Source organism: Serratia sp. CY56464 (assembly GCF_052168435.1).
Lineage (GTDB): Bacteria > Pseudomonadota > Gammaproteobacteria > Enterobacterales > Enterobacteriaceae > Serratia > Serratia marcescens.
The window spans coordinates 13,839-30,716 of the sequence record NZ_JBJNMV010000010.1; the positions used below are offsets into that span (position 1 = coordinate 13,839).

General features: G+C 60.1%; 17 protein-coding genes and 1 riboswitch. Of the genes, 7 read left to right on the forward strand and 10 right to left on the reverse strand.

Translation table 11 applies throughout. The features are described 5' to 3' along the window. The first annotated feature begins 1 nt into the window (after position 1). A complete protein-coding gene (locus tag ACJ8KE_RS23325) occupies positions 2–1,276 on the forward strand; it encodes a sensor histidine kinase (protein ID WP_016929427.1) in 1,275 nt (424 codons plus the stop codon). Here the strand turns inward: ACJ8KE_RS23325 and ACJ8KE_RS23330 are convergent. From ACJ8KE_RS23330 to ACJ8KE_RS23365, 8 genes are all read right to left on the reverse strand, one after another. Next, positions 1,262–2,041 carry a helix-turn-helix domain-containing protein gene (locus tag ACJ8KE_RS23330; RefSeq protein WP_028127641.1) on the reverse strand — a complete coding sequence of 260 codons (780 nt, stop codon included), beginning with the start codon at positions 2,039–2,041 and terminating at the stop codon, positions 1,262–1,264. The genes ACJ8KE_RS23325 and ACJ8KE_RS23330 overlap by 15 nt on opposite strands. A gap of 669 nt (positions 2,042–2,710) precedes the next feature. Next, positions 2,711–3,844, reverse strand: a complete 1,134-nt coding sequence (gene thiH / locus ACJ8KE_RS23335; protein WP_016929425.1) for a 2-iminoacetate synthase ThiH — start codon at positions 3,842–3,844, stop codon at positions 2,711–2,713. Continuing rightward, entirely contained in the window at positions 3,844–4,623 is a 780-nt protein-coding gene (locus tag ACJ8KE_RS23340; RefSeq protein ID WP_097102968.1) for a thiazole synthase, read from the reverse strand. The genes thiH and ACJ8KE_RS23340 overlap by 1 nt, the downstream gene beginning before the upstream one ends. A 1-nt stretch (position 4,624) precedes the next feature. Further along, complete coding sequence (thiS, locus tag ACJ8KE_RS23345) at positions 4,625–4,825, reverse strand: sulfur carrier protein ThiS (protein WP_016929423.1); 201 nt, start codon at positions 4,823–4,825, stop codon at positions 4,625–4,627. Further along, the gene (locus ACJ8KE_RS23350; RefSeq protein ID WP_004929883.1) at positions 4,822–5,571 is read right to left on the reverse strand and encodes a HesA/MoeB/ThiF family protein; all 750 of its coding nucleotides are present in this window, start codon (positions 5,569–5,571) and stop codon (positions 4,822–4,824) included. Before ACJ8KE_RS23350 ends, thiS begins: the two co-directional genes overlap by 4 nt. Further along, entirely contained in the window at positions 5,564–6,214 is a 651-nt protein-coding gene (gene thiE, locus ACJ8KE_RS23355; protein WP_016929422.1) for a thiamine phosphate synthase, read from the reverse strand. Before thiE ends, ACJ8KE_RS23350 begins: the two co-directional genes overlap by 8 nt. Further along, positions 6,207–8,150, reverse strand: coding sequence for a phosphomethylpyrimidine synthase ThiC (gene thiC, locus ACJ8KE_RS23360; RefSeq protein ID WP_442517383.1), 1,944 nt, complete (start codon positions 8,148–8,150; stop codon positions 6,207–6,209). Before thiC ends, thiE begins: the two co-directional genes overlap by 8 nt. Before the next feature lie 114 nt (positions 8,151–8,264). Further along, positions 8,265–8,389, reverse strand: a riboswitch (TPP riboswitch). 39 nt (positions 8,390–8,428) lie between these two features. After that, positions 8,429–8,932, reverse strand: coding sequence for an Rsd/AlgQ family anti-sigma factor (locus ACJ8KE_RS23365; protein WP_016929420.1), 504 nt, complete (start codon positions 8,930–8,932; stop codon positions 8,429–8,431). Positions 8,933–9,033: 101 nt separating this feature from the next. Here ACJ8KE_RS23365 and nudC point away from each other — a divergent pair, with 101 nt between their 5' ends. The 6 genes from nudC to ACJ8KE_RS23395 all read left to right on the forward strand — a co-directional run bounded on the left by nudC (position 9,034) and on the right by ACJ8KE_RS23395 (position 13,409). Beyond that, on the forward strand, positions 9,034–9,801 hold the full coding sequence (nudC, locus tag ACJ8KE_RS23370; protein ID WP_028127642.1) for an NAD(+) diphosphatase: 768 nt from the start codon (positions 9,034–9,036) through the stop codon (positions 9,799–9,801). Positions 9,802–9,839: 38 nt separating this feature from the next. Beyond that, positions 9,840–10,904: a uroporphyrinogen decarboxylase gene (gene hemE, locus ACJ8KE_RS23375; protein WP_016929418.1), complete on the forward strand. Its 1,065-nt coding sequence runs from the start codon at positions 9,840–9,842 to the stop codon at positions 10,902–10,904. A 9-nt stretch (positions 10,905–10,913) separates the two neighbouring features. Further along, positions 10,914–11,600, forward strand: coding sequence for a deoxyribonuclease V (nfi, locus tag ACJ8KE_RS23380; RefSeq protein WP_016929417.1), 687 nt, complete (start codon positions 10,914–10,916; stop codon positions 11,598–11,600). A gap of 48 nt (positions 11,601–11,648) precedes the next feature. Then, a complete protein-coding gene (locus tag ACJ8KE_RS23385; protein WP_015376329.1) occupies positions 11,649–12,239 on the forward strand; it encodes a YjaG family protein in 591 nt (196 codons plus the stop codon). A gap of 189 nt (positions 12,240–12,428) precedes the next feature. Further along, entirely contained in the window at positions 12,429–12,701 is a 273-nt protein-coding gene (gene hupA / locus ACJ8KE_RS23390) for a nucleoid-associated protein HU-alpha (RefSeq protein ID WP_004929874.1), read from the forward strand. A 36-nt stretch (positions 12,702–12,737) separates the two neighbouring features. After that, entirely contained in the window at positions 12,738–13,409 is a 672-nt protein-coding gene (locus ACJ8KE_RS23395; protein WP_028127643.1) for a DUF1481 domain-containing protein, read from the forward strand. Between the two features lie 49 nt (positions 13,410–13,458). Here ACJ8KE_RS23395 and purD read toward each other — a convergent pair whose 3' ends face one another. Together purD and purH are read right to left on the reverse strand one after the other, a co-directional pair. Further along, a complete protein-coding gene (gene purD, locus ACJ8KE_RS23400) occupies positions 13,459–14,742 on the reverse strand; it encodes a phosphoribosylamine--glycine ligase (RefSeq protein ID WP_015376331.1) in 1,284 nt (427 codons plus the stop codon). A gap of 48 nt (positions 14,743–14,790) precedes the next feature. Then, positions 14,791–16,380 (reverse strand): bifunctional phosphoribosylaminoimidazolecarboxamide formyltransferase/IMP cyclohydrolase, encoded by a 1,590-nt coding sequence (gene purH / locus ACJ8KE_RS23405; protein WP_015376332.1) that lies wholly within the window; start codon positions 16,378–16,380, stop codon positions 14,791–14,793. Positions 16,381–16,878: the final 498 nt, after the last annotated feature.

A 16,878-nucleotide genomic window follows, 5' to 3' on the forward strand; every position in this document is an offset into this window, starting at 1 on the left:
GATGAGCAAAAAACTGATCGGTACTCTTATCGCGTTGGTTGCCATCTTCTCCTTATTGATTTTGTTGATTGCCATTAATTTCGGCGGCGTAAAAGAGCGCTATAAGCAGATCGAGCCCAACCTGGACAACTACTCGGTGGCCGAGATCCTGTTTCTGGCGTTTGAAAGGACCAAAACCGCGCTGTTGCTCAGTGAAAACAACGATTACGACGCCTTCCAGATCAAAAAGAAAATCTTCTACTCGAAGATTCAGATCCTGGAGAGCCGTTCGACCTTCAGCGACTCTTTTTATTACGACGACGAGTTCATCAAAAATGTTGCGCTGCTGAAGCAGCAGTATCGCACGTTGGACGATCTTTCTGCCGGCTTGCTGGTGGGGCAGAAAAACAAGGCGGACATTCTCTCTTATATGGATGATATCGAGGGCACGCTGGTCGATATCCAGGAAATTATTTATCGGATACAGATTAAAAACTTTACCGAAGTGAAAGGCATCATCCAGGACAACTCGAGTAAAGCCGAGATGTTCGCTCTCTTTTCGCTGATTTTGGTGTTCCTGATGATGTTCCTGGTGCTGAGAAATGCCTTCTCGTTGAAAGAGATCATCAAGAACAAGAACATCTTTATCTCTTCCATCTACCACGAGATCGCCGGCTCGACCCAGGCCATCGTCATTGCCGCGGATATCATGGAACACGAGCTAGCGCAGGAAGAGTTGAAAAAAGAAGCCCGCCTGATCTCCTATCACGGCAACAAGATCGCCGAACAAACGCGCGAGGTGATGGATTATTCTCGGCTTGAGATGGGAGAAGTTAAAATCAATATTTCCACCTTCCGGCTGAATGAGGTGGTGGAGGATGCCGTAACCGGCATCGGCGCCGGGCGAGGCAATCGGCTCGTGATCCACCGTTCGTCTTATGCCGGCCTGATTGGTTCTGATAAATACAAGCTCTACCGAATATTGGCCAACCTGCTCAGCAACGCGGACAAATTTACCCACCACGGCGCGATCGTCCTCAATGTGAAGGTGTGTCACGGCAATCTGTATTTGCGGGTCAAAGACACCGGCATCGGGTTTAACGTCGATAATCTGGATCGGTTATATAAGGCGTTCAATCAGGGGCTGGAAAGGGAAACGCGGCAGGGGTTGGGGCTGGGGCTGACCATTATCAAAAATTACGTCACGACGATGAAAGGCGCCATCAAGGTCAAATCCGTCGAAGGGGTTGGCTCATCGTTTTTGATCCGCATCCCGATCAAACTAATTAAAGAATAGGTTCGACAGCAACAGCGAGGAGATAATCAGCGGCTTGGTCGGTTTTTCCACCAGGTGCACGTCATAGTGCAGGATCATATCGCCGATGTTTTTCTCGTAGTGATTCAGCTGGCCGGTCAGAATGATGATGCGGGCGTGCGGATCGAGGGCGTCTTTAATTTTCTTCACGACACGTTCGGAAGTCTCGCCGAAGTCCAACAGCCAGTCCAAAATAAACGCCTCAAAGGACTGCTGCTCCAGCGCGGCCAGCATGGCGTCCGCCGTCTGAAAGGTCTCAGTTTCGATGCCGTAGCGGCTGGCGATCTTCTTCAACAGTTCGAGAATATCGCCGTCATTATCCAGGATCGCGATACGCGGGGCCGGCAGAAAGTCTATCTTGTTGACTTTATACAGCGGGGCATCGGCTGCATATTCCCGATTGGTGTTGATGATGAAAAGGTCGTCCTTTTTGTAGGCGTAAGTTTCGTCGTTGTCCGCTTGCGTGACCGGGCGCTCGTCGACCTCAATGTTGCAGCGCTTGTGAATGCTGTTCATGATAAACACGCCGTTATGTGTCCGTTGGCCGGCAAACGGCTCGTTGAAATACTGGAAAACCTTTTTGACTTCATCGAGGGTGATGCCCCTTTTGCCATCCAGCTTCTGTTTGGCGCTGTTGTACTGAAGGTTCAGTATGTTGGCCATCGTGGAGGCATGTTTTCTGTCGCCAACTCCTTTCAGAGTGAGCAACGCGCTGATTGCATCGATGTAATTTGGCGTTTTCTTCATGACAACCTTGGCTTTTTTGATGTTAACCGCGAGCGTTGAAAAACCTGTTTGAGGACCCGTGCTGGATTATAGATGAAGCCTCGGGTATTGCGGTGATATCAGTTTGATTTTCCTTGGCAAACTCAAAACACACTCGATCATGAATAAAAAAAACACTCAAAAGACATTCACATTTCGCCGTTTATGTGGTTAATTAGCGCACATACTGTGTGATTCGCGTCCTGGGGGGGTGCCAGTCTCACAAAATAAACCGCCTGCTCTTGTCCGTAAGCAGGGAGCAGGCGGCAAAAAGATCCGCGGCCAGCACCAGGGCCATTGGCAGCACCGGGGATTATCCTTCAAGCTTCTCTTGTCGCGCATCTTCTTTGCAGTGCCTTCTTTTTCCACGCTCTCCACTTTCTGTTGTAACCGTCGCCCTTTGAATCTCACTCTGAGTTATTGCAGAACGCAGTTTCTCCTGTCAGCCGAGTCGCCAAAACGGCCTGTCCGCATGCCCCGCCGGCGCAAATCCAAGGAGGAACCGGAGTCGCGCAGAGAGTCTCTGCGCGATCCGGGATGGGATAAGGCGGGGCCATCGAGAGGGAGACGGCCCCGGCCGACGCCAGCATCAGCGTTCAGCATTGCGCGGCCGCTCCAGCGTTTTCTTCACGCGGCGGCAAACGTTGCCGCTTATTGCGCACCGCGTCCCAGATAACCGTCCCAGTCTTTCCACACCGGCTGCAGCCCGGCGTTGCTGATGGCCTCGGCGACCTGCTGCGGCGTGCGGCCGTCGTGTGGTTCGAACTGTTCCAGCTCCGGCGGCACGTCATCGGCATAGCCGCCGGGCTGCGTCTTGGAGCCGGCGCTGACGCTGTTGATCGCCACCGGGATCATATGATCGCGGAAGTACGGCGACTCACGCGTAGACAGTGACAGCTCAACGTCCGGCGCGAACAGCCGGAAGGCGCAGATCAGCTGCACCAGTTGAGGCTCGCTCATGATCGACGCCGGTTCAATGCCGCCGGCGCAGGGGCGCAGACGCGGGAACGAGATCGAGTAGCGGCTCTGCCAGTAAGTTTGCTGCAGGTAGAACAGATGTTCCGCCAGCAGGTAACAGTCAGTGCGCCAGCTGTTGGAGAGGCCGATCAACGCGCCGAGGCCAATCTTGTCGATCCCGGCGCGCCCCAGGCGATCCGGCGTGGCCAGGCGCCAATGGAAATCCTGCTTCTGGCCGCGCAGGTGATGCTGCAGATAGGTGGCCGGATGGTAGGTTTCCTGGTACACCAGCACGCCGTCCAGGCCCAGCGTTTTGAGTTCGGCGTACTCGTCCTGCGCCAGCGGCTGCACTTCCATCATCAGCGAGCTGAAGTGGCTGCGGATCGCCGGAATGTGCCGGCGGAAATAGTCCATGCCGACCTTGGTCTGATGCTCGCCGGTGACCAGCAACAGGTGTTCGAACCCCAGCGCCTTGATGGCTTCGCACTCGCGTGCGATCTCCGCCGCATCCAGCGTTTTGCGCTTGATGCGGTTGCTCATCGAAAAGCCGCAGTAGGTGCAGTCGTTGGCGCACAGGTTAGAGAGGTACAGCGGCACATAGAAGCTAACGACGTTGCCGAACCGCTGACGGGTCAGCTGCTGCGCGCGCTGCGCCAGCGGTTCCAGATACGGCGCGGCGGCGGGGGAGATCAGCGCCATAAAGTCGTCGCGCGTCAGCTTGTCGGCGTTCAACGCGCGTTCCACGTCGCGCGCGGTTTTGCCGTTGATGCGCAGCGTAATATCGTCCCAATCCAGCTGTTGCCAGCGGCTACTGAAATCGTCGCCCATCACTGTGCCTCCTCTGGCTGAGTGAGGAAGGCGGTCAGCGGGCTGGAGGCGACCGCCCCGCGCTGGCTGGCGCCCAGTCCGGCGCTGCGCGCCAGTTCGCCGGCCTCCAGCGCCTGACGAAACGCCCGCGCCATTTGCACCGGGTCGCGCGCCACGGCGATGGCGGTATTCACCAGCACCGCGTCGGCGCCCAGCTCCATCGCTTCCAGCGCGTGGCTTGGCGCGCCGATGCCGGCGTCGACCACCACCGGCACTTTGGCCTGTTCGATGATGATCTCGAGGAAGTCACGGGTGCGCAGACCGCGGTTGGAGCCGATAGGGGCGCCGAGCGGCATCACCGCCGCGCAGCCCGCCTCTTCCAGCCGTTTGCACAGCACCGGATCGGCGCCGCAGTAGGGCAGCACCACAAAACCGTCTTTCACCAGCGTTTCCGCCGCCTTCAGCGTTTCTATCGGATCAGGCAGCAGGTATTTCACATCGGGATGGATCTCCAGCTTCACCCAGCGGGTGCCGAGCGCTTCACGTGCCAGCCGGGCGGCGAACACCGCTTCGGCGGCGGTTTTGGCGCCGGAGGTGTTGGGCAACAGCCTGACGCCCAACTGCTGCAGCGGCGCCAAAATGGCGTCGTTGCCGCCGCGCAGATCGACGCGCTTCATGGCCATGGTCACCAGCTGTGAACCGGAGGCCGCCAGCGCCTCCAGCATCAATGCCGGGGTGGCGAACTTGCCGGTGCCGGTGAACAGGCGCGAGGTAAAAGTGGTATCGGCGATTTTCAGCATGTCAGCCTCCGGCGATCGCTTGAAACAGTAAAATATCGTCACCGTCCTGCACCTGGTGGTCGGCCCAGTCGGCGCGCGGGATGATGGTTTGGTTGATCGCCAGCGCGGTGCCCGGCTGGTGGCGTTCCAGCTGGGTCAGCAGGGCGGCAACGCTGAGCGGCTGCGCCAGCTCCAGCGGCTGATCGTTAAGACGGATCTTCATGCCGCGCCTCCGCATACCGGGCAGGCGCGGGCCTGGCTCAGTTGCAGCGTGCTCCAACTCTGCTGCTTGCCGTCGAACAGCCGCAGTTTCCCGCTGAGGGAGGAAGGCATGCCGGCCAGCATCTTGATGGCCTCCAGCGCTTGCAGGGTGCCGATCACGCCGACCACCGGGCCGAGTACCCCGGCGGTGCGGCAGTTGCGCTGCGGCTCTTCCTGCTCCGGGTACAGGCAGGCGTAACAGCCGTGTGCATAGGGCGGCTCGAGCACCAGCAACTGGCCGCTGAAGCCGACCGCGCTGCCGCTGATCAGCGGCTTGGCGGCGGCGATGCAGGCGGCATTGACCTCATGGCGGGTCGCCATATTGTCGCAGCAGTCCAGCACCAAATCGGCGCGGGCGACCGCGTCGCGCAGCGCTTGCCCTTGCAGCCGCTGCGCCAGCGGGATGGATTCCACCAATGGGTTCAGCGCCTGCAGATGGCGTTGCGCCAGCGCCGCCTTACCGGTGGCGGTATCGGCGCTGCGGTAGAGGATTTGACGCTGCAGGTTGGTGACGTGCAGCTGGTCGTCGTCGGCCAACAGCAGCGTGCCGACGCCGGCGGCGGCCAGATACAGCGAAGCCGGGGAGCCGAGCCCGCCCAAACCGACGATCAGCACCGTGGCGCGCTTGAGTTTCTCCTGGCCTTCCGGGCCGACGTCCTCCAGCAGCAGTTGGCGGCTGTAGCGCAGGAATTCCTGATCGTTAAGCATCGTTCGGATCCTCGCCTTCGATCAGCCGCAGCAGCTCGGCCGTCGCCGCGCGCCAGTCCGGCGCCTGGGTGATGGCGCTGACCACCGCGACGCTGCCGACGCCGCACGCCAGCACCGCCGGTACGCGATCGATACTGATCCCGCCGATCGCCACCGTCGGGTAATCCGCCAGGCCGGCGATGTGGCGTTTCAACTCCGTCAGCCCCTGCGGCGCCGAAGGCATGTCTTTGGTTTGGGTGGGGAAGATGTGCCCCAGCGCGATGTAGGACGGTTTCACCGCCAGCGCGCGCGCCAGTTCGGCGTCGTCATGGGTGGACACGCCGAGCCGCAACCCGGCGCGGTGAATGGCCGCCAGATCGGTGGTATCAAGATCTTCCTGGCCCAGATGCACGCCGTAGGCGCCGTGCTTGATCGCCAGCCGCCAGTAGTCGTTGATGAACAGCCGCGCCTGATAACGCTGGCCCAGCGCGATGGCGGCGGCGATATCCTCTTCGACCTGCTCGTCAGGCAAATCCTTGATGCGCAGCTGGATGGTGGTGACGCCGGCCTCAAGCAGGCGAGCGATCCATTCCACGCTGTCGACGACCGGGTAGAGCCCCAGTTTGTAGGGCGTCGCCGGGAAGGGGGTCGTGATATCAGTCATTGCTTGTCTCCTCTTGCAGGGGGCCGGCGCTGTGATACAGCTCGCTGCCGCGGGCGCGGAACTCGGCGGACATTTTCTCCATGCCGGTCAGCTGCACTTCGATCGGCTTGGCGACCTCCTGGGCGGCGGCGTAGTCGCGCACCTCCTGCGAAATCTTCATCGAGCAGAATTTCGGCCCGCACATCGAGCAGAAGTGGGCGACCTTGCCGGATTCCTGCGGCAGGGTTTCGTCGTGATAGGCGCGCGCGGTGGCCGGATCGAGCGCCAGATTGAACTGATCTTCCCAGCGGAATTCGAAACGCGCCTTGGACATGGCGTTATCGCGGATCTGCGCGCCCGGATGGCCTTTGGCCAGATCGGCGGCGTGAGCGGCGATCTTGTAGGTGATCAGGCCCTGTTTGACGTCTTCTTTGTTCGGCAGGCCGAGGTGCTCTTTCGGCGTGACGTAACACAGCATGGCGCAGCCGAACCAGCCGATCATCGCCGCGCCGATGCCGGAAGTGAAATGGTCATAGCCCGGGGCGATATCGGTGGTCAGCGGGCCGAGGGTGTAGAACGGCGCTTCGTGGCAGTGTTCCAGCTCTTCGGTCATGTTGCGGCGGATCATCTGCATCGGCACGTGGCCCGGGCCTTCGATCATCACCTGCACGTCGTATTCCCAGGCGATTTTGGTCAGCTCACCCAGCGTATGCAGCTCGGCGAACTGGGCCTCGTCGTTGGCGTCCTGAATCGAGCCGGGGCGCAGGCCGTCGCCGAGCGACAGCGAAACGTCGTAGGCGGCGCAGATCTCGCAGATTTCGCGGAAGTGCTGATAGAGGAAGTTTTCCTGATGGTGCGACAGACACCATTTGGCCATGATCGAGCCGCCGCGGGACACGATGCCGGTCAGGCGTTTGGCGGTCATCGGCACGTAGCGCAGCAGCACGCCGGCGTGGATGGTGAAATAATCGACCCCTTGTTCCGCCTGTTCCAGCAGCGTATCGCGGAACATCTCCCAGGTGAGGTTTTCCGCCACGCCGTTGACCTTCTCCAGCGCCTGGTAGATCGGCACGGTGCCGATGGGCACCGGGCTGTTGCGCAGGATCCATTCGCGAGTTTCGTGAATATAGCGGCCGGTGGAGAGATCCATCACGGTGTCTGCGCCCCAGCGGGTGGCCCACACCAGCTTCTCCACCTCTTCTTCAATCGACGACGTGACCGCCGAGTTGCCGATATTGGCGTTCACCTTCACCAGGAAATTGCGGCCGATGATCATCGGCTCTGCCTCCGGGTGATTGATGTTGGCGGGAATGATGGCGCGGCCGGCGGCCACTTCCTGGCGCACGAACTCCGGCGTGATGTTGTCCGGCAGGTTGGCGCCCCAGCCTTGGCCCGGATGCTGGTGGCGCAGCACCTCGCCGCGAATGCGTTCGCGCCCCATGTTTTCACGGATGGCGATGAACTCCATCTCCGGGGTGATGATACCGGCGCGGGCATAGTGCAGCTGGGTCACGCGCTTGCCCGGCAGCGCTTTGCGCGGCAGCGGCAGATGCTCGAAGCGCAGGTGATCCAGCCCCTCGTCCGCCAACCGCTGCTGGGTGAAGCCGGAGCTGGCGCCGCTGAGCGTCGTGGTATCGCCGCGCGCGTCGATCCAGCCGGCGCGCAGCTTGGCCAGGCCGGCGTGCACGTCGAGCTCGGCCTGCGGATCGCCGTAGGGGCCGGCGGTGTCATACACCGGAATCGCCTCGTTGAGTTCATACTGCGGGCTATCTTTGCTGCCGCCGAGCAGGGTCGGGCTGAGCTGAATTTCGCGCATCGGCACCTGGATATCGCCGCGCGAGCCCTGGAGATAGATGCGGCGTGAGTTCGGGAAAGCCATGCCTTGCAGCGTGTCGATAAACTGCTGGGCGGCTTCGCGTTGCGCTTTACGGGCGCGCGGTGGATTAACGTTAGACATAGCAAGTTCCTACCAGTGTGTTGGGTTGGGAAAGTTGCTTGTCTGGAGCTCGGAGGGAGTAATGATGGTGGCCGATAAGGCAGGGCGCCCGCAAGGGGAAGGCCGTGCCTGTGGCGATAGATTACTCTTGTTCCCTTCGCGGGTATTAACCCGATCAGGTTCCGCGGATCCCGAATTAACGGTCTCAGCCTGGCTGATTCGATGAACAAATCAGGCGCTAGGCACTCCGACAAGATGCCCCCCAGTATAGGAGGGATAAGAAAAAAAACTATAAAATTTTAACGCGCCGGATCCAGTGTCTGGTCCGGCAGCGGTTGCTGCGCGGCTTCCGCTTCCAGTTGGATCAGCTTATCTTCCAGCGCAAAGCGCGCCGCCAACGTTTCGCCGATATCCGACAAGGCCTGGTGGAATTCCAGACAAACTTCCTGATCGATATCCACTTCGGTATAGCGATCGTGGAACGCCATGATCTGTTCGGTATTGGCCCACAGCTTGGGGTAGATGTTCACCGCCAGCGACATTTTCGGACTGGCTGCGCCTTCCACTTGTTTGATAATTCTGTCATAGATATGAAAATGCCCTGCGGAGAGGTAATCCACCAGGTTGTGGCAAAAGTTCTCCAGCGCTTTTTCATTCAGCGGCGTATGCTTTTCTTTATTCGGTTTGAGGCCTACCAGCGTGCAGTAGGCGACCAGCAACTGCTTGCGGGCCTGAAGCCATTGATCAACTAATTCATTACTACCGCCAACGCGCTGAGTCAGCCTTTCCAAACGGTTGAGCATGTTTGACTCCGTGTAAGTAACAAAAGTAACCGGTAAGTTATTAAAATGTAACAAAGCCGATTTGTAGAGTGCCAGTGAAGCTGAGGTTGTGCAACAACGATATGGAACTTGCATTAACGGGCAATGAAAACGGCTGGTGGATCGTCAGCCATGAAAGCAAACTTTGGTTACCGAACGGTGAATTGCCGTCGGGGACTGCCGCCGCCCTCGGGCTGCAGGGCCATATGGCGCGCGTCATCGGTGAGTGGGAGGGCGCGCCGGTCTGGCTGGTGCGCCAGGCGATGCCGCGGGAGATGGGGTCGGTGCGTCAGCTGTTGGATCAGGATCGCGGTCTGTTCCAGCTGGCCGGGCGCGGCGTGCAGCTGGCGGACTTCTACCGCTCCCATCGCTATTGCGGCTACTGCGGCCATGAGATGCACCTCAGCCGCACCGAAAGCGCCTGCCTGTGCGGCCATTGCAAAGAACGCTACTACCCGCAGATCGCGCCCTGCGTGATCGTCGCCATTCGGCGCGAGGATCAGATCCTGCTGGCGCAGCACGTGCGCCATCGCGGCGGCATTCACACGGTGCTGGCCGGCTTCGTCGAAGTGGGCGAAACGCTGGAGCAAGCGGTGGCGCGCGAAGTGATGGAAGAGAGCAATATTGAAATCAAGAACCTGCGCTACGTCACGTCACAACCCTGGCCGTTTCCGCACTCGCTGATGATGGCCTTTATGGCCGATTACCACCAGGGTGAGATTCGTCACGATCCCAAGGAGCTGCTCAATGCCGGCTGGTATCGTTACGACCAACTGCCGCTGTTGCCGCCGCCCGGCACCGTGGCGCGCCGGTTGATTGAGGACACCGTGGCGCTGTGCCGGGCAGAATAATGTACAATGGCCGGCAGATTATTAAGGGAGCCCCATAAATGACTGAGTTGAAGAACGATCGTTACCTGCGCGCGCTGTTGCGCCAGCCGGTGGATGTGACCCCCGTATGGATGATGCGCCAGGCCGGTCGTTATTTACCGGAGTACAAGGCGACTCGCGCCCAGGCCGGTGATTTCATGTCGCTGTGCAAGAACGCGGAGCTGGCCTGTGAGGTTACGCTGCAGCCGCTGCGCCGCTATGCGCTGGACGCCGCCATCCTGTTCTCCGATATTCTCACCATTCCCGACGCCATGGGGCTCGGCCTGTACTTTGAAGCCGGCGAAGGCCCGCGTTTCAGCTCCCCCGTCACCTGCCGCGCCGACGTCGACAAACTGCCGGTGTTCGATCCGGAAGTGGAGCTGGGCTATGTGATGAACGCGGTGCGCACCATTCGCCGCGAGCTAAAGGGCGAAGTGCCGCTGATCGGCTTCTCCGGCAGCCCGTGGACGCTGGCTACCTATATGGTTGAGGGCGGCAGCAGCAAGGCCTTCACCAAGCTGAAGAAGATGATGTATGCCGAACCGGCCACGCTGCACCTGTTGCTGGACAAGCTGGCGGACAGCGTGATCCTGTACCTCAACGCCCAGATCAAGGCCGGCGCGCAGTCGGTGATGGTGTTCGACACCTGGGGCGGCGTGCTGACCGGGCGCGATTACCGCGAGTTCTCGTTGCACTACATGCACAAGATCGTCGATGGCCTGCTGCGTGAAAATGACGGCCGCCGCGTGCCGGTGACGCTGTTTACCAAAGGCGGCGGGCAGTGGCTGGAGGCGATGGCCGCCACCGGCTGCGATGCGCTGGGGCTGGACTGGACCACCGATATCGCCGACGCGCGTCGGCGCGTGGGCGACAAAGTGGCGCTGCAGGGCAATATGGATCCGTCGATGCTTTATGCTTCTCCGGCGCGCATCGCGGACGAAGTGGAGACCATTCTGGCCGGTTTCGGCCACGGCAACGGTCATGTGTTCAACCTGGGCCACGGCATCCATCAGGATGTGCCACCGGAGCACGCCGGGGCCTTCGTCGAGGCGGTACACGCGCAGTCGGCGAAATACCACCGTTAAGGATCCGATGTGACCGATATGGCGGCTCTGCGCGCCGAACAGCTGCGGCGCGCCGCTGAAGTCATTCGCTACGACGATCTGCCGGCCGAACCGCCGGCGTTCATCGCCGGCGCCGATGTGGGCTTCGAGCAAGAGGGCGCGGTGACGCGCGCCGCCATCGCCATCCTGCGCTATCCGTCGCTGGAGCTGGTGGAGTATCAGGTGGCGCGCATCGCTACCGTCATGCCTTATATCCCGGGTTTCCTGTCGTTTCGCGAATACCCGGCGCTGCTGGCCGCCTGGGCGCAGCTGCGGCAAAAACCGGGGCTGATCTTCGTTGATGGCCACGGCGTTTCACATCCGCGGCGCCTTGGCGTCGCCAGCCATTTCGGCCTGCTGGTCGATGTGCCGACCATCGGCGTGGCCAAGAAGCGCCTGTGCGGCAAATTCGCGCCGCTGGACGCCGCCGTCGGCGCGCTGGCGCCGTTGGAAGATAAGGGTGAACAGCTGGGTTGGGTATGGCGCAGCAAGGCGCGTTGCAACCCGCTGTTCATCTCTACCGGTCACCGCGTGGGTGCCGACAGCGCGCTGGCGTGGGTGCAGCGCTGCATGGCGGGCTACCGTTTGCCGGAGCCGACCCGTTGGGCCGACGCCATCGCTTCGCGCCGTCCGGCGTTTCAGCGGTGGTTGCAGCAGCATCCGGAGGTGTCGCCATGAGCGATTTCGGGTACACTGCGCCGCAGATAACGCGTAAGAGAGTAAAGCATGCTACGTAACCCGATTCATTTACGTCTGGAACGGCTCGAGGGCTGGCAACATTTGACCTTTATGGCCAGTTTGTGCGAGCGTATGTACCCGAATTACCAGATGTTCTGCAAACAGACCGAGTTCGGCGATCCGGCGGTTTATCGCCGCATTCTGGATTTGGTGTGGGAAACGCTGGTGGTGAAGGATGCCAAGGTCAACTTCGACAGCCAGCTCGAGAAGTTGGAAGAGGCGATTCCGTCGGCGGAAGATTACGATCTTTACGGCGTTTACCCGGCAATTGATGCCTGTATCGCATTAGGGGAACTGATCCATTCGCGGCTCGGCGGGGAGACGCTGGAGCACGCCATCGCCATCAGCGAAACATCGATTCGCACCGTGGCGATGTTGGAAATGACCCAAGCCGGTAAGGAAATGACCGACGAAGAGTTGGAAAGTTTGCCGGCGGTAGAGGAAGAATGGGACATTCAATGGGAAATTTTCCGCCTGTTGGACGCCTGTGAAGAGCGCGATTTAGACCTGATCAAGGGGCTGCGATCCGACCTGCGAGAGGCCGGTGTCAGCAACATCGGGATAAATTTAGCGCAATAAGGCAACAAAACGTGATTTAACGCCTGATTTGTCATGCCTTAAGGCTTCACATCCGCACCCTGTCTGGTCTACATTTGGGGGGCGTAAAAAAAGTGGCTATCGGTGCGTGTATGCAGGAGAGTGCTGTCAATCGGCATATCCGTCGCACTCGATGCTTTGCAAACGATAAACACACTGTAAGGATAACTTATGAACAAGACTCAACTGATTGATGTAATCGCGGACAAGGCTGACCTTTCCAAAGCACAAGCTAAACTGGCTCTGGAATCCACCCTGGCTGCAATTACTGAGTCTCTGAAAGAAGGTGATGCAGTACAATTGGTTGGCTTCGGTACTTTCAAAGTAAACCATCGTAGCGAGCGCACTGGCCGCAACCCACAGACTGGCAAAGAAATCAAAATCGCAGCAGCCAACGTGCCTGCGTTCGTTTCTGGCAAAGCACTGAAAGACGCCGTTAAATAAGACCGCGCCTCGGTGAAAAGATTAAACAGGGGGGCGATGGCGCCCCTTTTGTTTACTCGTCGGGCGCTCATGGCCGTTGGCATCGCCGTCGGCCTGAGCGCCTGCAGTTTCCATTCCGATATCCCCAGTTTTACCGCCAGCGGCTTCGTGGCCGATCAGGGCGTGATACGTCTGTGGCGTAAAGACGATGAGCAACATCGTCCGCAAGTGTTGGTCAGCGTCTACAGCCCTTACCGCGGCCCGGGCACCATTACCACGCTGTACACCTATCAGGGCGACGTGCTGCGCCAAATCAAACGTAACGACGCCGACGGCGATCGAGATTCCATTCAGCTGCGCTTTGCCGACGACGGCACGGTGAGCTTTATGCAGCGCCAACTGGCGACACGCCGCGAACCGCTGACCCGCGATGAAATTGCCCTGTATCAATATCAGGCGCGACGGATCCTCGAAGTGAGCAATGCGCTGCGCGCCGGCAAGGTGAAATTGCTGCAGGGGCGTTGGATGCAGGGCGAGGTGCAAACCTGCGACGGCCAAAGCATGAAACCGGGACTGGATGCCGCCTCCATCGTCTGGATCGAGAAGCGTGCCCGCAGCAGCAGCCGGCCGGTGAGCGTCGCCTGGCTGGAAGCGCCGGAAGGCAGCGAACTGCTGCTGGTGGCGAACGACGATTTCTGCAGCTGGGAACCGAAAGAAGACCAACTATAAAAAAGGCCCCGCGCTGCGGAGCCTCTTGTCATGATCTTATCAGGTCAAATCACTTGCCGCGCGCAATCGCGCGATAACCGATATCTTTACGGCAGAAGCTGCCTGGCCACTGGATGCCTTCCGCCAGCTGATAAGCGCGTTGCTGCGCCTGCGCCACGGTGTCGCCCAGCGCCGTCACGCACAGCACGCGGCCGCCGCTGGTGACGACGTCATCGCCCTGCAGGCGCGTACCGGCGTGGAAGACCTTACCGTCGGCGCTTTCCTGCTGCGGTAGCCCCTGGATAACCTCACCGTTGCGATAGTCGCCCGGATAACCGCCGGCTGCCAGCACCACGCCGAGCGCAGGGCGTTCGTCCCAGTCAGAGCTTTTCTCGTTCAGGCGGCCTTCGGCACCCGCCAGGCACAGTTCCACCAGATCGGAGCGCAGGCGCAGCATGATCGGCTGAGTTTCCGGATCGCCAAAACGGCAGTTGAATTCGATCACCTTCGGCTGGCCGTCGGCGGAGATCATCAGGCCGGCGTACAGGAAGCCGACGTAGGTATTGCCTTCCGCCGCCATGCCGCGCACCGTCGGCCAGATCACCTGGTCCATGGCACGCTGGTGGATTTCGTCGGTCACGACCGGCGCTGGAGAGTAGGCCCCCATGCCGCCGGTGTTCGGGCCGGTATCGCCGTCGCCGACGCGCTTGTGGTCCTGGCTGGTGGCCATCGGCACCACGTTCTCGCCATCGACCATCACGATGAAGCTGGCTTCTTCGCCGTCGAGGAACTCTTCCACTACGATGCGATGACCGGCGTCGCCGAAGGCGTTGCCGGCCAGCATGTCACGCACGGCTTCTTCCGCTTCCTGCAGCGTCATCGCGACGATCACGCCTTTACCGGCCGCCAGGCCATCAGCCTTGATGACGATCGGCGCGCCTTTGCGGCGCACATAGGCTAGCGCCGGCTCCACCTCGGTGAAGTTTTCATATTCGGCGGTCGGGATGCGGTGGCGCGCCAGGAAATCTTTGGTGAAGGCTTTGGAGCCTTCGAGCTGCGCGGCGGCCTGTGATGGGCCGAAGATTTTCAGACCGGCGGCCTGGAAGGCGTCGACCACGCCGATCACCAGCGGCGCTTCCGGCCCAACGATGGTCAGACCGATGTCATGGCTCTGGGCGAACGCGACCAGGGCGGGGATGTCGGTGGCGGCGATCGCCACGTTTTCCAGATTGGCTTCCAGCGCGGTGCCGGCATTACCCGGCGCGACGTAGACTTTGTCCGCCAGCGGAGACTGGGCGGCTTTCCAGGCCAGCGCGTGTTCGCGCCCGCCGTTGCCGATAATCAAAATGTTCATCAGGGGCTCCACGAATGGCGTGCGCCGGAGCGCACGCGGCAAAAGGAATTAATGGCGGAAGTGACGCATGTCGGTGAAGATCATCGCGATGCCGTGTTCGTTGGCGGCGGCGATCACTTCGTCGTCACGGATTGAGCCGCCAGGCTGGATCACGCAGGTGATGCCAACCGCCGCGGCGGCATCGATGCCGTCGCGGAACGGGAAGAAGGCGTCGGAGGCCATGGCGGAGCCTTTTACTTCCAGCCCTTCGTCGCCCGCTTTGATGCCGGCGATCTTGGCGGAGTAAACGCGGCTCATCTGGCCGGCGCCTATGCCGATGGTCATGTTGTCACGCGCATAAACGATGGCGTTGGATTTCACGAACTTGGCCACTTTCCAGCAGAACAGCGCATCACGCAGTTCCTGCTCGGTCGGCTGGCGCTCGGATACCACGCGCAGATCGGCGGCGGTTACCATGCCCAGATCGCGATCCTGCACCAGCAGGCCGCCGTTGACGCGCTTGAAGTCCAGCCCCGCCACGCGTTGCTGCCACTGGCCGCAGGCCAGCACGCGCACGTTCTGTTTGGCGGCCAGCAGGGAGCGCGCTTCCTGGGTGACGTTTGGCGCGATGATCACTTCCACGAATTGGCGGCTGATGATCGCCTGCGCGGTGGCGGCGTCCAGCTCGCGGTTAAAGGCGATGATGCCGCCGAAGGCGGAGGTCGGGTCGGTTTGGTAAGCGCGCTCGTAGGCGGCCAGAATGTCGTCGCCGATCGCCACGCCGCAAGGGTTGGCGTGCTTGACGATCACGCAGGCCGGTTCGGCGAACTCTTTCACGCATTCCAGCGCGGCGTCGGTATCGGCGATGTTGTTATAGGACAATGCTTTGCCCTGCAGCTGCTCGGCGGTCGCGACGGACGCCTCCTTCACCTCTTCCTCTATATAGAAGGCGGCCTGCTGGTGGCTGTTCTCACCGTAGCGCATATCCTGCTTCTTGATGTAGTTGAGGTTCAGGGTACGCGGGAAGCGGCCGGACGGTTGCTCGGTCTCGCCGTGGTACGCCGGCACCAGCGCGCCGAAGTAGTTGGCGATCATGCTGTCGTAGGCGGCGGTGTGTTCGAAGGCTTTGATGGCGAGATCGAAGCGGGTGGCATAGCGCAGCGAGCCGTCGTTGTTGTCCATCTCGGTAATGATGGCGGCGTAGTCGCTGCTCTTCACCACGATGGCGACGTCTTTATGGTTCTTGGCGGCGGAGCGCACCATGGTCGGGCCGCCGATATCGATATTTTCGACCGCGTCTTCCAGCGAGCAATCCGGGCGCGCCACGGTTTGGGCGAACGGGTACAGATTGACGACCACCATGTCGATAGGCTTGATGTCATGCTGATTCATGACGGCGTCGTCCTGGCCGCGGCGGCCGAGAATGCCGCCGTGGACTTTCGGGTGCAGGGTCTTAACTCGTCCGTCCATCATCTCCGGGAAGCCGGTGTAGTCGGAAACTTCGGTAACGGGCAGACCGGCGTCTGCCAGCAGACGAGCGGTGCCGCCGGTGGAGAGCAGTTCAACGCCGCGCTGGGAAAGCGCTTCGGCGAATTCAACGATACCGGTTTTGTCAGACACGCTGAGCAGGGCCCGGCGGATTGGACGAGGTTGTTGCATGGTTTTATCCCTTGGCTTTGAGTCGCAATTAAAGAGCGTTACGTGAATGTCCACCTCGTTCTCTCTATAAGGAAGGTTTTTTTGCCTTATAAAGGGAGGGTCAGGCACATATTCAGGTAGCGCCCCCATAAAAAGGGGGATCGTTTCGTCGCGGGGAATTGTAGCGAAAACGTTTGCGTGGCGCTCGTAAATTTTCCGTGCAAATCGCATCTGTGGATAACACTGTGTGCAAGTGGGTATAAGGTGGGGTTTTGCTGTGGAATGCAGCGAACGATCGTTTTTGCTGAAAATACCTGTTGCGGCCTGCGAGGAACTCCCTATAATGCGCCTCCATCGACACGGAACATGTGAACAACTTCACAGAGTATCCGGGGGTCGCAGAGAAAAAATCCTGAAAATTAGGGTTGACTCTGAAAGAGGAAAGCGTAATATACGCCACCTCGAGTTAGCAAGCGAAAGCGCCTAACTCACTGCTCTTTAACAATTTATCAGACAATC